This window comes from Prevotella aff. ruminicola Tc2-24, assembly GCF_900110895.1.
Taxonomy (GTDB): domain Bacteria; phylum Bacteroidota; class Bacteroidia; order Bacteroidales; family Bacteroidaceae; genus Prevotella.
Genome location: NZ_FOIQ01000005.1, coordinates 171,641 through 187,122, shown reverse-complemented (window position 1 = coordinate 187,122; position 15,482 = coordinate 171,641). Strand labels below are relative to the sequence as shown.

General features: G+C 49.8%; 15 protein-coding genes. 14 read left to right on the top strand and 1 reads right to left on the bottom strand.

The window, feature by feature from the left end:
* Positions 1–22: 22 nt before the first annotated feature.
* Entirely contained in the window at positions 23–1,468 is a 1,446-nt protein-coding gene (locus tag BMY63_RS10255) for a metallophosphoesterase family protein (RefSeq protein WP_091916477.1), read from the bottom strand.
* A 299-nt stretch (positions 1,469–1,767) separates the two neighbouring features.
* Here BMY63_RS10255 and BMY63_RS10245 point away from each other — a divergent pair, with 299 nt between their 5' ends.
* Genes BMY63_RS10245 through wzy form a run of 14 tightly spaced genes read left to right on the top strand, consistent with a single transcriptional unit; the run spans position 1,768 to position 15,476 of the window.
* Entirely contained in the window at positions 1,768–2,364 is a 597-nt protein-coding gene (locus tag BMY63_RS10245) for a UpxY family transcription antiterminator (RefSeq protein WP_091916475.1), read from the top strand.
* A 24-nt stretch (positions 2,365–2,388) separates the two neighbouring features.
* A complete protein-coding gene (locus tag BMY63_RS10240) occupies positions 2,389–3,477 on the top strand; it encodes a hypothetical protein (protein WP_091900548.1) in 1,089 nt (362 codons plus the stop codon).
* A 19-nt stretch (positions 3,478–3,496) separates the two neighbouring features.
* Entirely contained in the window at positions 3,497–4,516 is a 1,020-nt protein-coding gene (gene pseB, locus BMY63_RS10235) for a UDP-N-acetylglucosamine 4,6-dehydratase (inverting) (RefSeq protein ID WP_091916474.1), read from the top strand.
* Between the two features lie 10 nt (positions 4,517–4,526).
* Positions 4,527–5,309 carry an SDR family oxidoreductase gene (locus BMY63_RS10230; RefSeq protein ID WP_091916473.1) on the top strand — a complete coding sequence of 261 codons (783 nt, stop codon included), beginning with the start codon at positions 4,527–4,529 and terminating at the stop codon, positions 5,307–5,309.
* Positions 5,303–6,073, top strand: a complete 771-nt coding sequence (locus BMY63_RS10225) for a cytidylyltransferase domain-containing protein (RefSeq protein ID WP_177178430.1) — start codon at positions 5,303–5,305, stop codon at positions 6,071–6,073. The genes BMY63_RS10230 and BMY63_RS10225 overlap by 7 nt, the downstream gene beginning before the upstream one ends.
* A 21-nt stretch (positions 6,074–6,094) precedes the next feature.
* The gene (locus BMY63_RS10220) at positions 6,095–7,156 is read left to right on the top strand and encodes an N-acetylneuraminate synthase family protein (RefSeq protein WP_091900537.1); all 1,062 of its coding nucleotides are present in this window, start codon (positions 6,095–6,097) and stop codon (positions 7,154–7,156) included.
* A gap of 3 nt (positions 7,157–7,159) precedes the next feature.
* Entirely contained in the window at positions 7,160–7,759 is a 600-nt protein-coding gene (locus BMY63_RS10215; protein WP_091916467.1) for a YdcF family protein, read from the top strand.
* Positions 7,726–8,376, top strand: coding sequence for a hypothetical protein (locus BMY63_RS10210; RefSeq protein ID WP_256218998.1), 651 nt, complete (start codon positions 7,726–7,728; stop codon positions 8,374–8,376). Before BMY63_RS10215 ends, BMY63_RS10210 begins: the two co-directional genes overlap by 34 nt.
* 13 nt (positions 8,377–8,389) lie before the next feature.
* Positions 8,390–9,682, top strand: coding sequence for a DUF4910 domain-containing protein (locus tag BMY63_RS10205; RefSeq protein WP_218141893.1), 1,293 nt, complete (start codon positions 8,390–8,392; stop codon positions 9,680–9,682).
* A 2-nt stretch (positions 9,683–9,684) separates the two neighbouring features.
* Entirely contained in the window at positions 9,685–11,103 is a 1,419-nt protein-coding gene (locus tag BMY63_RS10200) for a lipopolysaccharide biosynthesis protein (RefSeq protein ID WP_091916454.1), read from the top strand.
* A gap of 8 nt (positions 11,104–11,111) precedes the next feature.
* Entirely contained in the window at positions 11,112–12,107 is a 996-nt protein-coding gene (locus BMY63_RS10195; protein WP_091916453.1) for a glycosyltransferase family 2 protein, read from the top strand.
* 4 nt (positions 12,108–12,111) lie between these two features.
* Positions 12,112–13,125 (top strand): glycosyltransferase family 2 protein, encoded by a 1,014-nt coding sequence (locus BMY63_RS10190; RefSeq protein ID WP_091916452.1) that lies wholly within the window; start codon positions 12,112–12,114, stop codon positions 13,123–13,125.
* On the top strand, positions 13,113–14,078 hold the full coding sequence (locus BMY63_RS10185) for a glycosyltransferase family 2 protein (protein ID WP_091916451.1): 966 nt from the start codon (positions 13,113–13,115) through the stop codon (positions 14,076–14,078). The genes BMY63_RS10190 and BMY63_RS10185 overlap by 13 nt, the downstream gene beginning before the upstream one ends.
* A 6-nt stretch (positions 14,079–14,084) precedes the next feature.
* Positions 14,085–15,476 (top strand): O-antigen polysaccharide polymerase Wzy, encoded by a 1,392-nt coding sequence (gene wzy, locus BMY63_RS10180; protein WP_143065774.1) that lies wholly within the window; start codon positions 14,085–14,087, stop codon positions 15,474–15,476.
* The last annotated feature ends 6 nt before the right edge of the window (positions 15,477–15,482 follow it).

Genomic DNA, 15,482 nt, shown 5'->3' with positions numbered 1-15,482 from the left:
CGTGCGTGAAAATCCTTCTTAATTATAGGATGACGAATCTGCCTTGGTGGATGTATGTCCCCGGACGAGTGGGACGGTGGGGCAGACGGAGGCCCTGAAGGGTGTACCACGCTTCGTCGGACGGCCCTGGCTGTCTCTGGATACTGCTGATGGCAGTAGGGACAGGGGGGAGCGTGATGGTGAGTTCGCGGTCGTCGACCACATTGGTGATGTCGGCAGGATCCTGATAGTCGCCAAGTATGCTTTTCATCGAGAGACTGACCTCTTTCATGATGTCGGTGACGCTTAGACTGAAGAGCGGCGCTAAGTACTCGATATCGTCGTAGATTCTGACTGCTTCCGAGGAGGCAGGGTTGGCGGGTTCGTTACCATTGGCATGGATGACAAAGACATTGGTGACGGCCTGTGACATGAGTTCGACCAGCAACTTGTTTTCTGACCGTTGACTGAGCCAGTTGACGGCCCATTTCTGGATGGCCTTCCTCAGTCGCTGTTCCGAGTAGACGGCAAAGTCGTCGTAGCCGTCGAGTGACGATATGGTGTTTGTCAGGATATTTAGCTTCGTGAAAGTGTCGTCGAAGACCAGTGCCCTGTAGTCGCATGGATGGGAGATGGGCGACCCTGTCGAGATGTCATAGATCGTCTGTCCGTCGGCATTCGTATATCTGGCGATGTCGGACACGTGATAGTGGCCTGTGAGCACGACCTTGACACCGGCGCCCATCAGACGGTCGCGGATGTCGTCGCAGTCGTCGACCACCGACTGCTCGTGGAAGGTCTCTTGTCCGTAGAAATGGGGGATCAGAGAGTGGTGCATCATGACGACAACCTGATCGCCTCTGTCGCGTGCCTCCTGAGCTTTCCGACAGCTCCATTCGATGGCGTCCTGTTCGATACGTGCATCCTGTTCGCTGTCGATACCGATGAGCGTGAGACCGTCGAAGAGGCGCGTGGCATAGGTGAGGGTAGAAGCATGACATTCGGACGTGTCGCCGTAGCCGAAGTCCTGATAGTAGGTTCTGAATTTTGTCTCCGACAGGTATTTCGTGTCCGTATAGGTGTTGTTGGCGTATTTACGGGCACCACCCGTCCAGCCTCTGTCATGGTTGCCTGGAATGACGTAGACGGGGATGCCGGCAGTCTCTATCTCTGTCAGCTTTTTTACCACATAATCATGACTCTCTACCTCGCCGTCTTTCGTGAGGTCGCCGACGATGAGCAGCGCGTCTGGTTTGTCACTCTTGATTCGCTCGACCAGAACGTCAAAAATGGGGACACTGAGCTCTTGCATTTTCTTGTTCCCGGCCAAATCGGCTTGCCATGCCTGGTTGTCGCTTCTGTCGACCAGCGATGGGGCCATGACGTGGGTGTCGGCGAGAACGCAGATTCGTTTGGCAGCGTGAGCCGGCAGGCAGAGCACACAGAGTAACAGGAACGTGCCCAAGCGTGTATGTGGATGGCGGGTCATATATGGGGTCGAATTGCTTGCGACGGCAAAATTACCCTTTTTTTTTGAATCCGATATGATAAGGGAATTTTTTTTTGTTTTTTATGAAGTTTTTTCTGTATATTGTCGAGATTTCTTCGTACCTTTGCGCCTTGAGAAATGTCTCCTCATCCTAAAAGGATGGCTCGTGAGGGTTGTGGGATGTGTGTATCGGTTCTGTGATGTCGCTGAATGTCAGTGCAATATGGATACTGAGAAAGATGAAACGATAAAAGACTTTGTCACTGCTATAAGGATGGCGGTGACCCCCTATATTATCTGTGGCTGAAGTAACGAAAGAACTGGGAAGAGACGAGATGCATTGGTTTCCGATGCGTGTCACGTATTCGCGGGAAGTGCTGGTGAAAGAGGCGCTGGATGCATTGGGCATCGAGAGCTTCATTCCCATGCACTATGAGCACATCGAAGGGAAGCATCCGCGTCATCGTGTGCTGAAACCGGCCATCCGTAACCTGGTCTTCGTGCACTCCACCAACAGGATGATCACAGAACTGAAGATGACGAAGCGCGAGCTGACGCCCCTTCGGTATATGATGCACCCTGTGCTCGACGATCGGAACAACGTGTTGCGCCATGATATTCTGACGGTGCCGGACCGGCAGATGGAGAACTTCATGCGGGTGGCCTCGGTGACAGACGATAGGGTGTTCTATATGGAGAATCTTGACTTCGCAGGCAAACCGGGACAGCGGGTAAAAGTGGTCGAGGGCGATTTCGCGGGCGTGGAAGGTACCATCAAACGTGTGAAGAAAAACAAGTGCGTGGTGGTGCAGATCGAACATATCGCTGCCGTGGCCATCGCTTTCCTCCCTTCTGCTTTCCTGCTGCTGCTCGATGAGGCGGAGGATCAATCCTGAAACAAAAAAAGCAATCATAGATTTATGGAAGAACAATTGAAAAAGAATGGCTCCTCGACCGGACCAGCGGTCAATTTCCGCGGAATCTGGCGGGCCATCAAGAAACATCGCACGTTGTACTACAAGGTGCTGCCCACAACGCTTGTTGTGGTGTATCTCATCATGATGGGTTATCCCGAGTACTACAAGTGTAGGGTGAAACTGGCTCCTGAGTCTGCCAGCTCAAACAATTCCGGATCACTGGCATCGTTGGCCAGTTCTTTCGGTCTTAGTATCGGCAATGGTGTCAGTGCCGGATCGGATGCGATCACACCGCTTCTCTATCCGGACCTCATGAAGTCGACGGACTTTACGACCTCACTCTTCGACATCAAGGTGCAGCGCGACAGTGATAAGCAGGCGATGACATACTATGAGTATCTGCGTGACTACCAGAAGTCGGCATGGTGGACAGGTGCCAAGAAGGCTTTCTTCGGACTCATCTTCGGATCGGGTAAGGGAAAGTCGGGCAAGCAGGATGTGTCGCCGTTCCGCCTGACACCAGAGCAGGACGGCATTAACAGTGCCATCAGACGGAACATCTATTGTAACGTCGATAAGAAATCGCTGGTGATCACCATTGAGGTGACCGACCAGGATCCGGTGGTCTGTGCGACGGTAGCCGACTCCGTGCGCAAACGTCTGCAGGTTGCCATGACGGACTATCGTACGACGAAGGCACGTCATGACCTGGAGTATATCAAGCACCTTCATCAGGAGTCGAAGAAGAACTATGACAGGGCTTGCAGTCTCTATGCGGAGTTTATGGACTCCAACCAGGAGGTGGTGCTGGAGAGCGTACGTCAGAAGCAGACGAGATTGGAAAACGAGATGCAGTTGCGCTATAACAACTACAATGCGCTGAGTGCTCAGTTGCTCTCGGCCATGGCAAGGGTACAGCAGGACACCCCGGCCTTCGCTACGCTGGAGTGTGCTACAGTGCCGTTGGGTAAGGAAGGTCCTCATAGAGGTCGTACGGCCATCGCCTTCGTCTTCATTGCCTTTATGGCCATCACGCTTTGGGTGATGTATAAGGAGGGTGAGATGAAATCGTTGTTCAAAGGTTTGAATTAAAAAAGACAAGATTAGGTATATGCTAAATGGGAAAACAGTATTGATTACTGGTGGAACAGGTTCCTTCGGTAATAAGTTCGTGGAGACGATCCTCCGCGATTACCCGAATGTGAAGAAAATAGTCATCTATTCGCGTGGAGAACTGAAACAGTATAATATGAGGCAGAAGTATCCTCCCAAGGATTACCCGATGCTTCGCTTCTTGATTGGTGATGTCCGTGACGGAGAGCGCCTGAAGATGGCTTGTGATGGCGTGGATGTGATTATTCATGCCGCCGCCATCAAACAGGTGGATACTGCGGAGTATAATCCTCGTGAGTGTATCAAGACCAATGTCAATGGTGCGGTGAACGTGATCAACGCTGCTATTGAGTGTGGTGTGAAGGACATCGTGGCACTTTCTACGGATAAGGCCTGTGCACCTTGTAATCTCTATGGTGCGACGAAACTGACATCGGATAAGTTGTTCATCGCAGCCAACAACATAAAAGGTTCACGCGACATCCGTTTCTCCGTCGTGCGTTACGGAAATGTGATGGGCAGTCGCGGTTCGGTGATTCCTTTCTTCATCAAACTGCGTGATGAGGGTGCTCAGGAACTGCCGATCACAGATATGAGAATGACGCGTTTTAACATCTCCCTTCAGGAGGGTGTCGATCTCGTGATGTGGGCTCTCAAGAACCATGTCGGTGGTGAGTTGTTTATTCCGAAGATCCCTTCATACCGTATCACGGATGTGGCTACAGCCATCGCTCCTAATCTGAAGCAGGTAGAGGTAGGTATCCGTCCGGGAGAGAAACTGCATGAGGAGATGATTACCAAGACCGATGCGCTGAATACCATCGATATCGGCAAGTATTATGCGATTCTCCCCTCTGTGGCATATAACCACACGACGGAGGAGTATCTGGAGCGTCACGGTGGTAAGTTCGTGCCGCAGGACTTCTATTATGCTTCGGACAACAACGAGTCGTGGGAGACCGTTGAGAGTCTGCGTGAGAAATTCAAGAAGATCATCCCAGGCTTTGAGGTTAAATAATCTGTAGCGCATGAATACGCTTGATCTTTTCTCGCTGAAAGGCAAGACTGCCGTCGTGACAGGCGGTTGTGGACATCTGGGCAGAGCCATGGTGGCTTCGTTGACCGATGCTGGTGCAACAGTCTATGTGGCTGGTACCAGTCATGAGAAGTTCGTTTCCGTCTTCGGCCAGGATAGCTCACTGCGCTTTGTCAAGATCAATATTATGGACTCGGCGAGCATCCGGGAGGCTTTTTCCCAGGTGGCCGAGGAGGCGGGTGGCATTGATGTACTGATCAACAATGCCGCACAGTATGCCGGTATCGGGAAGAAGTCGGAGGATCTCTCCGATGAGGACTGGGTGCAGTGTATCGAGGGTATCGCCGGTAGTACCTATAAGTGCATCCGGGAAGTGCTCCCGTTTATGCATGAGGGCGGCTCCATTGTGAATATCGCATCTATGTATGGTATCGTGTCACCTTACCTCGCTGTCTACGAGCCTCCCTGTGAAGCCTCACTGATCCCGGTGAACTACAGTGCGGGTAAGGCCGCCGTGATACAGATGACCCGTTATTTCGGAACCTATCTGATCGATCGGAAGATTCGTGTGAACAGTATTTCACCAGGTCCGTTCCCATCGCCGAAGGTACAGGAGAACAAAGTGTTTGCCGACAGACTACGTGAGAAGAACCCGTCTCATCGTCTGGGTGATCCAGAGGATCTGAAGGGAGCCGTTCTTTTCTTGGCTTCGGATGCCTCACGGTATGTGGTGGGACAGAATATACAGGTTGACGGAGGATGGACCATATGGTAAAGGTGTTGTGTATCGTACAGGCGCGTCTGACGTCGTCGCGTCTGCCTGACAAGGTGGTGATGCCGTTGGGGAAGGATGTGACTACCGGGACCGTGTCGGATGATCATGCCGGAAAGACGATCGCGGAGCATGTGTATGCCCGTCTGAGTCTGAGCAGGCATATCGACAAAGTGGTCTTTGCCATTCCTGTCGGGGCGTGTAATGATGCCCTTGAGCGATTCCTGAATGAGAAGGGAATCCCTTGTTTCCGAGGTAGTGAGGACAACGTGCTGGAGCGATTCCATGACTGTATCAAGGTCTATCAGCCGGAGATTGTGGTGCGGGCCACCAGCGATAATCCCTTTGTGGACTGGCAGCAGGCCGACCGTCAGATAGAGGCTTTGCCGGGCTATGATTATGTGTCGACGACAGGTTGCCCGTTGGGTACAGGTGTCGAGGTGTTCTATGCCAAGGGTCTGGAGGAAGCCTATCAGCAGGCTTCGTCCGATCGTGAGCGCGAGCATGTCACACCCTATCTGTATCTCCACCCTGAGCTGTTCAAGGTGCGTAGGATTCCCTATCATCTGACTCTGCATGGTGACTACCGACTGACGGTTGATACCGATCGCGACTATGAGGTGGCAGGACGTATCTATGAAGCCCTCTACGACGGGCATCCCATTCCTAACGAACGGATCTATCAGTATTTGGATGCTCATCCCGAGGTGAGTCGTCTGAATGCGGATGTTGAACAGAAAGAGAAAGATCTGATCAGCAAAAGATAAACAAACTAAAAACTCAATAATATGCTGAACTTTAACAAGAATATCAAGATAGGCGACCGGATGATAGGTCCGGACTATCCAACCTATTTCATCGCAGAGATTGGTGGTAACTTCGATGGTAGCATGGACAAGGCGAAACGTCTGATCGATGCGGCCAAGGAAGCTGGTGCCGACTGTGCGAAGTTCCAGACCTTTAAGGCAGAGAGCATTGTCTCAGAGGGTGGTTTCTCCAAGATGACACTTCATGGCGTGCATGGCTCATGGGGCCGTACGGTGAGTGAGGTGTTCAAGGATGTGGAGTTCCCGATGGAATGGCATCAGGAGATTGCGGACTACTGTAAGCAGGTGGGTATCGACTTCTCTACGTCTCCGTATTTCAAGGAGGCTGTAGACCTTTGTGCCGACATGAAGCTGCCGTTCATTAAAATCGGCTCTGGTGAGATCACTTGGTTGGAGATGCTCGAGTATACTGCCAAGAAAGGTATTCCTGTGATGCTTGCTACCGGTGATGCGACGATGTCGGAGATCGACGAGGCCGTACGTACCATAGAGAAGACGGGTAACAAGGACCTCGTGCTGATGCAGTGCATCACGAACTATCCCTCGAAGATCGACAGTGCCAACGTGAACGTGCTGAAGACATATCAGTCGGCTTTCGACTGTCTGACAGGTTACTCCGACCATTCGCCTGGTCATGTGGTGGCACTGGCGTCTGTCGTCTTAGGTGGTCGTGTCATTGAGAAGCACTTTACACTCAACAAGAATGATAAGGGTCCTGATCATCCTCACTCGATGGAGCCTCAGGAGTTCAAGTTCATGGTTGACTCCATCCGTGAGGTGGAACGTGCGATGGGTAGCACCCGTAAGGAAGTGGTCGCAGAGGAAGGTGAGACGGTGTTCGTGCAGCGTCGTTGCCTCTATGCGAAAAACGCACTCAAGAAGGGTCAGGTGATTACTGAGGCTGACATTGATGTGCTGCGTCCTGCTTTGGGCATTCCGCCGAAGTTCAAGAGCACGATCATCGGCAAGACCGTCAACAAGGATATCCCTGCTAATGATCCGATATTCTGGGAGGATCTGTAAGCGATGATCACCGACAGAGAAAAGATACTGGCCATTGTCGACAATGACTGTCTGACTCCCTCCGATGCGATCATCCTGTTGGAGGGCGACGGCTTCTTCCGTTATCAGGAAGCGGTGTCGCTATATAAGAAAGGTGTAGCACCGAAGATCGTGTTCAGTGGTAATATCGTTGATCGCGCCTATGGCAGTTATCCGTTTTCGGAGGTGCTTCCACTGCTGCAGAAGGAGGGCGTTCCTGCCTGTGACATCATCCATGAGGATCGGTCGTTGAACACGCGGGAACAGGCTGTAGAGGTGGTGCGTATGGCTATGGAGAAGGGTTGGAAACGACTGGTTCTCGTGGCCTCGCCTGAGCACCAGTATCGGGCTTATCTGACTTTCCTTCGTGAGGTGCTTGATACAAAGAGCGGGCTTATACTCTATAATGCACCCGTACGTCACCTGGACTGGTTCGTTGATGCCGGCTGGGGTACTCGTCTGGATCGTCTTGAAGCAGAGATCCTGCGTATAGAGAAATATACTGCCATGGGGCATCTCGCTCATGCACAGGAAGTGATTGACTATCAGAGATGGAAAGAACAACAACTGACAGAAAAGGCATGAATATGATATCGCAACTGAAACACCTTTTTGGTGATTCTTTCATCGGTCCTGATGAGTTACGGCCTTTCGTTGAGCGGTTAGGATGGGAGGGAGAGATTCCTGTACCCGAGATGAATTATCCGCTGACGGAGTTGGAGAAGTACGCCAATGATTATATTCTTGTGATGGGACTTCCCCGTATTGGGAACAAGGAGATCACCATCCGTAGCCTCCGTGAGGTGTTCGGTGTTGATCCCGACGTGAGTGAACCCTGTTTCTATAATCAGGACTGGTATATGAACGAGGCGTTTATCGATCAGACATTGGAGTCGCGTTGGTACTTGGTACGGAAACGTGTCGTGGAAGCTTCAAGGGCCGTGATGCCTGAGGAGTTGATGACACAGCACTATGTGTTCCCGACAGCGATCCTCTGTGCCTTTACGTTCTTTGCCTATTATTTCCGTTATGGCGAGCATCTGTGGTATCATGATTTCGTGTGGTGCAGTGATGTCGATCATAATGGCGACCGTATCTATGTAGGTAAATACCATGATGTGGACGGGGTCAACAAGAATGGGTTCAGTGTTCACCGTCATCTGGCGCTACGTGCCTGCTATGCGGCAGTGACCATGATTTGATAAAGAATGAAGGATGGAGAATAAAGTGATGAATGTCGGACAGAGGATGTATGACATGGCTGTGCGCCTGTTTCCCATCTGCCGTAGTATCACAGGCGACGGTTTCCGGCGGTCGCTGGAGATCATCCGTGAGACGGTACCCGGGATCTCTGTCTCGGAGGTACCATCGGGCACGCAGGTCTTCGACTGGACTGTGCCTCGTGAATGGAATATCCGTGGTGGCTGGATCCGGAATATGAAGGGGGATACCATCATTGATTTTAAGGATTGTAACCTTCATGTCCTGGGCTATTCTGTGCCCGTCCACAAGACGGTGAGTCGGGAGGAGCTGCTGGTGCATGTCTATACCCAGCCTGAGCAGCCAGACTGGATTCCTTACGTTACCTCCTATTATAAAGAGCGTTGGGGCTTCTGTATGTCTGAGAATCAGAAGCGGATGCTGACCGATGAGAAATACGAGGTATGCATAGACAGTACGCTTGAGGACGGAAGTCTCACCTATGGTGAACTGATCCTGCCTGGAGAGACTGACGATGAGATATTCTTCTCTACCTATCTCTGTCACCCTTCGATGGCCAATAACGAGTTGTCCGGACCTTGTGTGCAGACAGAGTTGATACGTTATGTGGAGAGTCTGCCACGTCGTAAGTATACCTATCGTTTTGTCTTCATCCCAGAGACCATCGGTTCTATCACTTACCTGAGTCGTAACTTGTCTGTTATGCAACAGCATGTGAAAGCAGGATTCGTACTGAGTTGTGTGGGAGACGACCGTACCTATTCGATGGTATCGACAAAATATGAAGATACGCTGGCTGACAGGGTTCTGCGGAATGTCCTGCAGTTCCACGCGCCGGCCTATCAGCGTTATTCGTTCATCCAGCGTGGTTCCGACGAACGGCAATACGGCTCGGCAGGTGTTGACCTGCCCGTGTGTGCGTTCTGTCGTAGTAAGTATTCGGAATACCCAGAGTACCACACCTCTGCCGACGACCTATCGCTCATTAGTCCGAAAGGACTGCAGGGTGCCTATGAGGTGATGGTCAAAGTCATCAATGCCTTAGAGCATAACGCTTATTATCGGATGACTTGTCCATGTGAGCCGCAACTGGGGAAACGAGGCCTTTATCCGACCATCAGTCAGAAAGGGTCGTATGATGCGGTCCGTTCCATGCAGCATTTTATCGCCTATGCTGATGGACGGAATGATCTGATAGGGATGAGTGATATACTCCAGATCCCTGTCGACCACCTGATCCCCATCAAGGAGGAACTGCTTAAGCACCAGTTGTTAACAGATAAGTAGGAATGTCGACAAGGAAGATAGTCACTAACACGATCTATTATGGGGTTGTGCCCAAGCTGACAATGCTGTTGAGTATTGTCATGCTGCCGTTGACAACACCATTTCTGACAACCTACGACTATGGTATCTATGGCGTACTCACATCCTATACCAGTCTGTTTGTGTCGATAGCACCCCTGGGACTGAACGTACATCTGACTAACAGCTTCTTTGAGAATCCCCGTCATTATCATCTGGTATGGGGAAGAGTGCTGACGCTGGTGCTCATGTCATCGTTCCTCTTCGGGTTGCTGAACATGATCATCCTGATGCTCACCCTCCCGGTGGGAGCGCCGTTGGAAGAGCTGGGACTCTGTGTGGCAGGATCGATACCGATATTCCTCTTGGCGAATAGTCTGTTAGCGCAGCATATCTTCCCGTTGGTGGAACGTCCGAAACCATTGGTGTTCACCAATCTGATGGGATCGGTGTTGGGCATGCTGGTATCCTTCGTGCTCATATACTTTTTCCGGCTAGGCTATTGGGGACTGGTTTCCTCGGGTGCCGTTTCAGGCATATTCGTCTTTGCGGTATTTGTGAAGTATGTATGGATCGACTTCAATATCAAACCGATATGGGATCGGCATTGGAGACGTATCTGTGGCATGCTGAAAATTGCCTTGCCGCTGGTGCCACATACTCTGGGATTCGTTCTACTGACGAGTTCTGCAAGGATTGTGATGAGTCAGTGTGGCGTTTCTTACGACGAGATCGGTCTGTTCAGTCATGGTAGTGCGATGGGAGACTATGCTGTGGTGGCCACTACTGCGCTGGTGACGGCTCTGATGCCTCAGATCCAGAGAGCCTTCAGAAGCGGTGACTTCCCCGCGTATAGAAAGCTATATTTCCTCTGTCAGGCCGTAGCACTGACGGCTTCGTTCGTTATCTGTATCTGGATGCCGGAGATCTACTCCCTGCTGATCAGAAATGCTCGTCTGGCTCAATCGTGTGACATCGCCTGTCTCCTGTGTTTTGCCAATGTCGTGTTCTCGTTCTATACCTTTATGAGCACTCCGGCATTTATTGAGAAGAATACGATGCAGTTGTTATGGTTGGTGTTCGTACCTGGTGTCCTGAACTTCTTGTTATGCTACCTGCTTATTCCTGTCTTTGGCTTCCGTGCAGCCATCTACTCTACGATTATCTCATATTGGAGTCAGTTGATGATACCGTTCTTAGTGGGATATTACAGGCGTAGTGTTCATCAATGGTTGGGGAACCGCTGGCGTATCATTCCAATCTTGTTGGTCATTCTGTTTGACTTGCTGGTGGCCAACGAGGTGATGCATATGGGAATATGGGTAAAGGTTATCCTGACAGTTCTGGTCACCGTCATACTGTTCTCATTCTATCGCCGTGAACGACTGTGCGATCTGATGTAATATCTGAAATGAAAGTAACGATTATTATCCCCATATACAATGTTGCGCCGTTTGTCGCAGACTGTATCCACAGTGTCATGGGTCAGACATGGCGAGAGCCGTTGGAGTGTATCTTGGTCGATGACTGTGGTACCGACGACAGTATGACTGTCGTAGAACGTACGCTTCAGGACTACCAAGGGCCGGTTGACTTCAGGATTGTCCGTCATGAGCATAATCGCGGTTTGTCTGCTGCCCGAAATACGGGGCTTGACAACGCTACTGGCGATTATGTTTATTTTCTCGACAGTGATGACGAGATTACACCAGACTGCATAGAGGCTTTGGCTGCTCCCATAGCGACGGTAAGCTACGACCTGACGGTGGGCGATTATCGTCTGGAGGGCAGTGGTATGCAGAAGATTCCATTGCGTTTGTCGGACGGTACGGTTCTCCAAGGACAAGAGGTGTTAAAGGCGTATCGCCAGCAGGACTGGTACGTGATGTCTGTTAACAAGCTCTACAGGCGCTCTTTCCTTAACGACTGCCGTCTGCGCTTCCGTGAGGGAATCCTTCATGAGGATGAGTTATGGAGTTTTGAGATTGCCTGTATGGCGCAGTCGTTGGCTGCTGTCGGGGCAGAAACCTATATCTATAAACTCCGTGAGGGTAGTATCACAGTCAGAGCGTTCTCTCCTCGTCGGGCAGAATCTCTGAATATCATATTGAAAGAGATGTACGATTTCGCTGTCAGTCATAGACTGCGGGGGAATGCCGATGTACACCATATTATCCAAAACTTCCGTATCAGTTGTCTAAACCGGGTGGCCCGAGAGGCGCCGTCCCTTTTCCGGGATTATTACCGAGAGCAGCGTAAGATGATGGGTTCGTCATGGTCAGAGAGTTGTCGTATTGACGGTTGTGACCTGAAGAAACAGGTGCGTGATCTCCATGCCCTGTTGCCACAGTCGCTTGCGGTACCTTATCTCCATCTGATGCTGAAGTATTATAATAGCAAGTTATAAAACCATGAAGATCAGTATTATTGTACCCGTATATAATACGGAGAAATACCTGAAAAGATGTATAGACAGCATTCTTAGTCAGAACTATGCCGATTTTGAACTGCTGTTAGTTGATGACGGCAGTACTGACGGCAGTGGTGCACTGTGTGATTCCTATCAGCAGAAAGATTCTCGGGTCCGTGTGTTTCATCAAAAGAACGCAGGGGTTAGTGCTGCCCGTAACTATGGCGTTGATCAGGCACAAGGTGAATGGGTTTGTTTCGTGGATAGCGATGACGAAGTGCTTCCCGATTACCTGTCGGATATGATTAAGGCTGCGGATACGGAAGAGTGTCTCGTGATAGGTAACATCTGTAAATCCCGTCTTACTGGTCTTCTGATGGAAGATGTCTATCTGGATGGCAAGGAGATGGTGAGATATCTGTTGGATCATTCTGTTCTTCAGCTCTCAGGACCTGTCGCAAAATTATTCAATCGGACAGTCTTGATGAAGAATGATATCCGTTTTCCGGTAGGTGTTCACTATGGGGAGGATATGATTCACTTCTTCCGCTACCTGAATAAGATCCATCGCGTGGTGCTTCTCAAGTCGGAGAACTATCTGGTGAATATGCGTGACGGTTCTCTTAGTACCAGTTACTATTCCTTTGAGTCGGAATATGAGTGTTTCCAGAATTGTCTCTCTGAGATGACTGCCTTTGTGGGGCGTCTAGATGTGTCGCCCGAGGAACAGACGGAACTGGTGTGGCGTAATAGAACCTCTGATACATTCCTTCGTTGTGTCAAGTGCCTGTATGCCGGAACATCCTCATACAACTACCAGGAGAGACTACATTTGTTGCGTGGAATTCCTAAGGCGTATTTCCTGAATTTCGGGCGCTATTTCCGTCCGCAAGGATTCTCGTCAAAACTGATAACCTTCTTGGTAAGGCACAGACTGTTCACCTTGCTCTTGTTGACGGGATCGGTTTATGAGCAGCATGGAACGCTAAAGAAATTGATAGGATGGCGGCGATAAAAGTGACGGTCTGTGTCCCCGTCTATGGGGTGGAGAAATATATCGGGAAGTGTGTCCGCTCTCTGATGGAGCAGACCTATCCGGAGATAGAATATCTCTTTGTTGATGATTGCACAAAGGATCGTAGTATGGAGGTGCTGGAACAGACCCTTCAAGACTATCCCGATCGTCGTTCTGCTGTCCGGACGGTGCGTCATGACCATAACCGTGGTTTGGCGGCTGCCAGAAAGACGGCGGTAGAACAAGCCACAGGAGAATACGTCATCCATGTTGATAGCGACGATTATCTCTCTGCAGATGCTGTGAGCCAGTTAGTACAGAAGGCAGAGGACACAGGAGCGGATATTGTGGTTGGTGATCTCAACTTCGTCAGTGCCGACCACACTTATTGTCATCACGACAGAGTACCGTCTGACAAGGATGAATATGCCCGTTCACTGCTGATAAGAAAGAGCTTTCAGGGTATTGCGGGAAAACTGATTCGTCGTTCTTTGGTGATAGACCATCAATTGTTCACTCCGGAGGGGTTGAATATGGCTGAGGATTATGCCGTATTACCGCGGATTGCTTATTATGCCAATCGTGTGGCGAAGGTCGATGTTCCTATCTATCATTATGTGAAATATAATCAAGATTCATATACGGCAGTTATCAATCGTCATGGTATTGATTGTACAGTTGAGGCACTCTCTATTCTTGAGACTTTCTTCCGAAAGGTGGATAATGCCGACTTCTATGCCGATGCCATCAAGTTGGCGAAGTTGTATAACAAAGTGACATTGCTCGCTTTGGCCGATCAGTCTGATTATAAGTATATCCGTTCTCTCTATCCAGAGGTGAGCATCTGGCGCTCAGGCATAGAACTGAAGCATAAACTATTGTTGACGGCTGTGGCATGTCATGCAGATAGGCTTGCTTCGAGTGCTATCAGAAGGGCACGGAAGAATATGTGATCAATCATGCAGTTAGTAGCCTTAATATTTGTTATCATCTCATTGGCATCGGTCATTATGGTGCCATCGTCGTTCTCAAAGCTTTTTTGCGTTTGGGAGATGACCACATTCCTGATTTTCGGCACATTGTATCTTTGGCACAAGATTCGTCGGAACGGATTGGTCTGTTTCGATTTGTTTTTCATCCCTACTTTCTTTATTGTAAACTACGCTCATGCGGTGTTTATCTATCCGGAGGATGACTTCTTGCCTGCTTTCCAATTTTCAACAAACAAGGATATTATTCCTTATGCTATTTCTGTTGCTCAGATGGCTATAGCGATGTATATGTTGGGAAGTGTGTTTTTTGAACGGAGGGATTCGGAGAGAAATGCTGCGAAAGTAAGAGTTCCCGAGATGACTGTGAACCGGTCGGCATACGTGTCGTTTGGAGTCAGTCTGGCAGTGTTCATTTATGTTTTCCTCAGTAACCAGATTCAGAGCGGTGTTACCCATCTATATCCGCGACTGATGGTCATGATCCTATCGTTGATAGGACTCTCTTGGTATTATCAGGCACAACAACTCGGTGAGAACGAACGAGGTGTCAGGACCTTATTTGGAAGGAACAAATTGAATATCGTGTCTACGGTAGCTTTCACCCTGAGTCAGTTGTTCATTGGTAGTCGTAGTGAGGTGCTTTTCCTGTTGTTGATGGTGTTATTAATCATCAACAGCTATTATATACGTGTCAGAATGAAGTACCTGTTGCCTGTTATTGTCATGGGTGTTGTTGCTATGGGCTTCCTGATGATTACGCGTGTTACTTCCTATAATCTGGTGGAAGCCAGTTTCGCGGAGTTTATCAGTTATGGAATGGAGGTCTTGGAGGAATCCCCTGAGGCAGGTTGGCTTTTGCTGACCGATCTTCTCGTGAATGCGAAGACACTCTATGATGGTGTCGACTACACGCAGGTGTATGGATTCCTCTATGGTCGGTCTTATATCCCGTATCTGTTCGTGTTTATCCCCTTTGGTGGCTCCTTCTTTACGAGGATGCTGACGGGGTTGGATATGGATTCTATCCATACAGGTTATATCCTGACAGACTTTGCCCAGGCTGATTACGGACTGGGTACTAATATGATTGGCGACCTCTATATGAACCTCTCTTTAGTAGGAGTGATTGTCCTGTTGTTCATCCTTGGCGGCATTGTCGCTAAGGTCGAGGTTCCACGTTCGCGCTATCAGTTCTTTATCTTGATGGCCTTATTCGCCAATGGTATTTATCTGGTACGTGCAGACATCTTTAGTTGGATTACTTTCCTGGTGTTCTTTGTGATTTTCGACTGGATCCTTCGCTTGCATATCAGTGTAGATGAGGAAACAGGAGGTGAGATGGAAAGACGCTCTGTTTAAAACAGA

Bases quoted from the DNA above. Each gene is read 5' to 3' on its own strand.
- BMY63_RS10255 (WP_091916477.1), bottom strand. From the start codon at position 1,468: ATGACCCGCCATCCACATACACGCTTGGGCACGTTCCTGTTACTCTGT.
- BMY63_RS10240 (WP_091900548.1), top strand. From the start codon at position 2,389: ATGGAAGAACAATTGAAAAAGAATGGCTCCTCGACCGGACCAGCGGTC.
- pseB (WP_091916474.1), top strand. From the start codon at position 3,497: ATGCTAAATGGGAAAACAGTATTGATTACTGGTGGAACAGGTTCCTTC.
- BMY63_RS10230 (WP_091916473.1), top strand. From the start codon at position 4,527: ATGAATACGCTTGATCTTTTCTCGCTGAAAGGCAAGACTGCCGTCGTG.
- BMY63_RS10225 (WP_177178430.1), top strand. From the start codon at position 5,303: ATGGTAAAGGTGTTGTGTATCGTACAGGCGCGTCTGACGTCGTCGCGT.
- BMY63_RS10220 (WP_091900537.1), top strand. From the start codon at position 6,095: ATGCTGAACTTTAACAAGAATATCAAGATAGGCGACCGGATGATAGGT.
- BMY63_RS10215 (WP_091916467.1), top strand. From the start codon at position 7,160: ATGATCACCGACAGAGAAAAGATACTGGCCATTGTCGACAATGACTGT.
- BMY63_RS10210 (WP_256218998.1), top strand. From the start codon at position 7,726: ATGGAAAGAACAACAACTGACAGAAAAGGCATGAATATGATATCGCAA.
- BMY63_RS10205 (WP_218141893.1), top strand. From the start codon at position 8,390: ATGGAGAATAAAGTGATGAATGTCGGACAGAGGATGTATGACATGGCT.
- BMY63_RS10200 (WP_091916454.1), top strand. From the start codon at position 9,685: ATGTCGACAAGGAAGATAGTCACTAACACGATCTATTATGGGGTTGTG.
- BMY63_RS10195 (WP_091916453.1), top strand. From the start codon at position 11,112: ATGAAAGTAACGATTATTATCCCCATATACAATGTTGCGCCGTTTGTC.
- BMY63_RS10190 (WP_091916452.1), top strand. From the start codon at position 12,112: ATGAAGATCAGTATTATTGTACCCGTATATAATACGGAGAAATACCTG.
- BMY63_RS10185 (WP_091916451.1), top strand. From the start codon at position 13,113: ATGGCGGCGATAAAAGTGACGGTCTGTGTCCCCGTCTATGGGGTGGAG.
- wzy (WP_143065774.1), top strand. From the start codon at position 14,085: ATGCAGTTAGTAGCCTTAATATTTGTTATCATCTCATTGGCATCGGTC.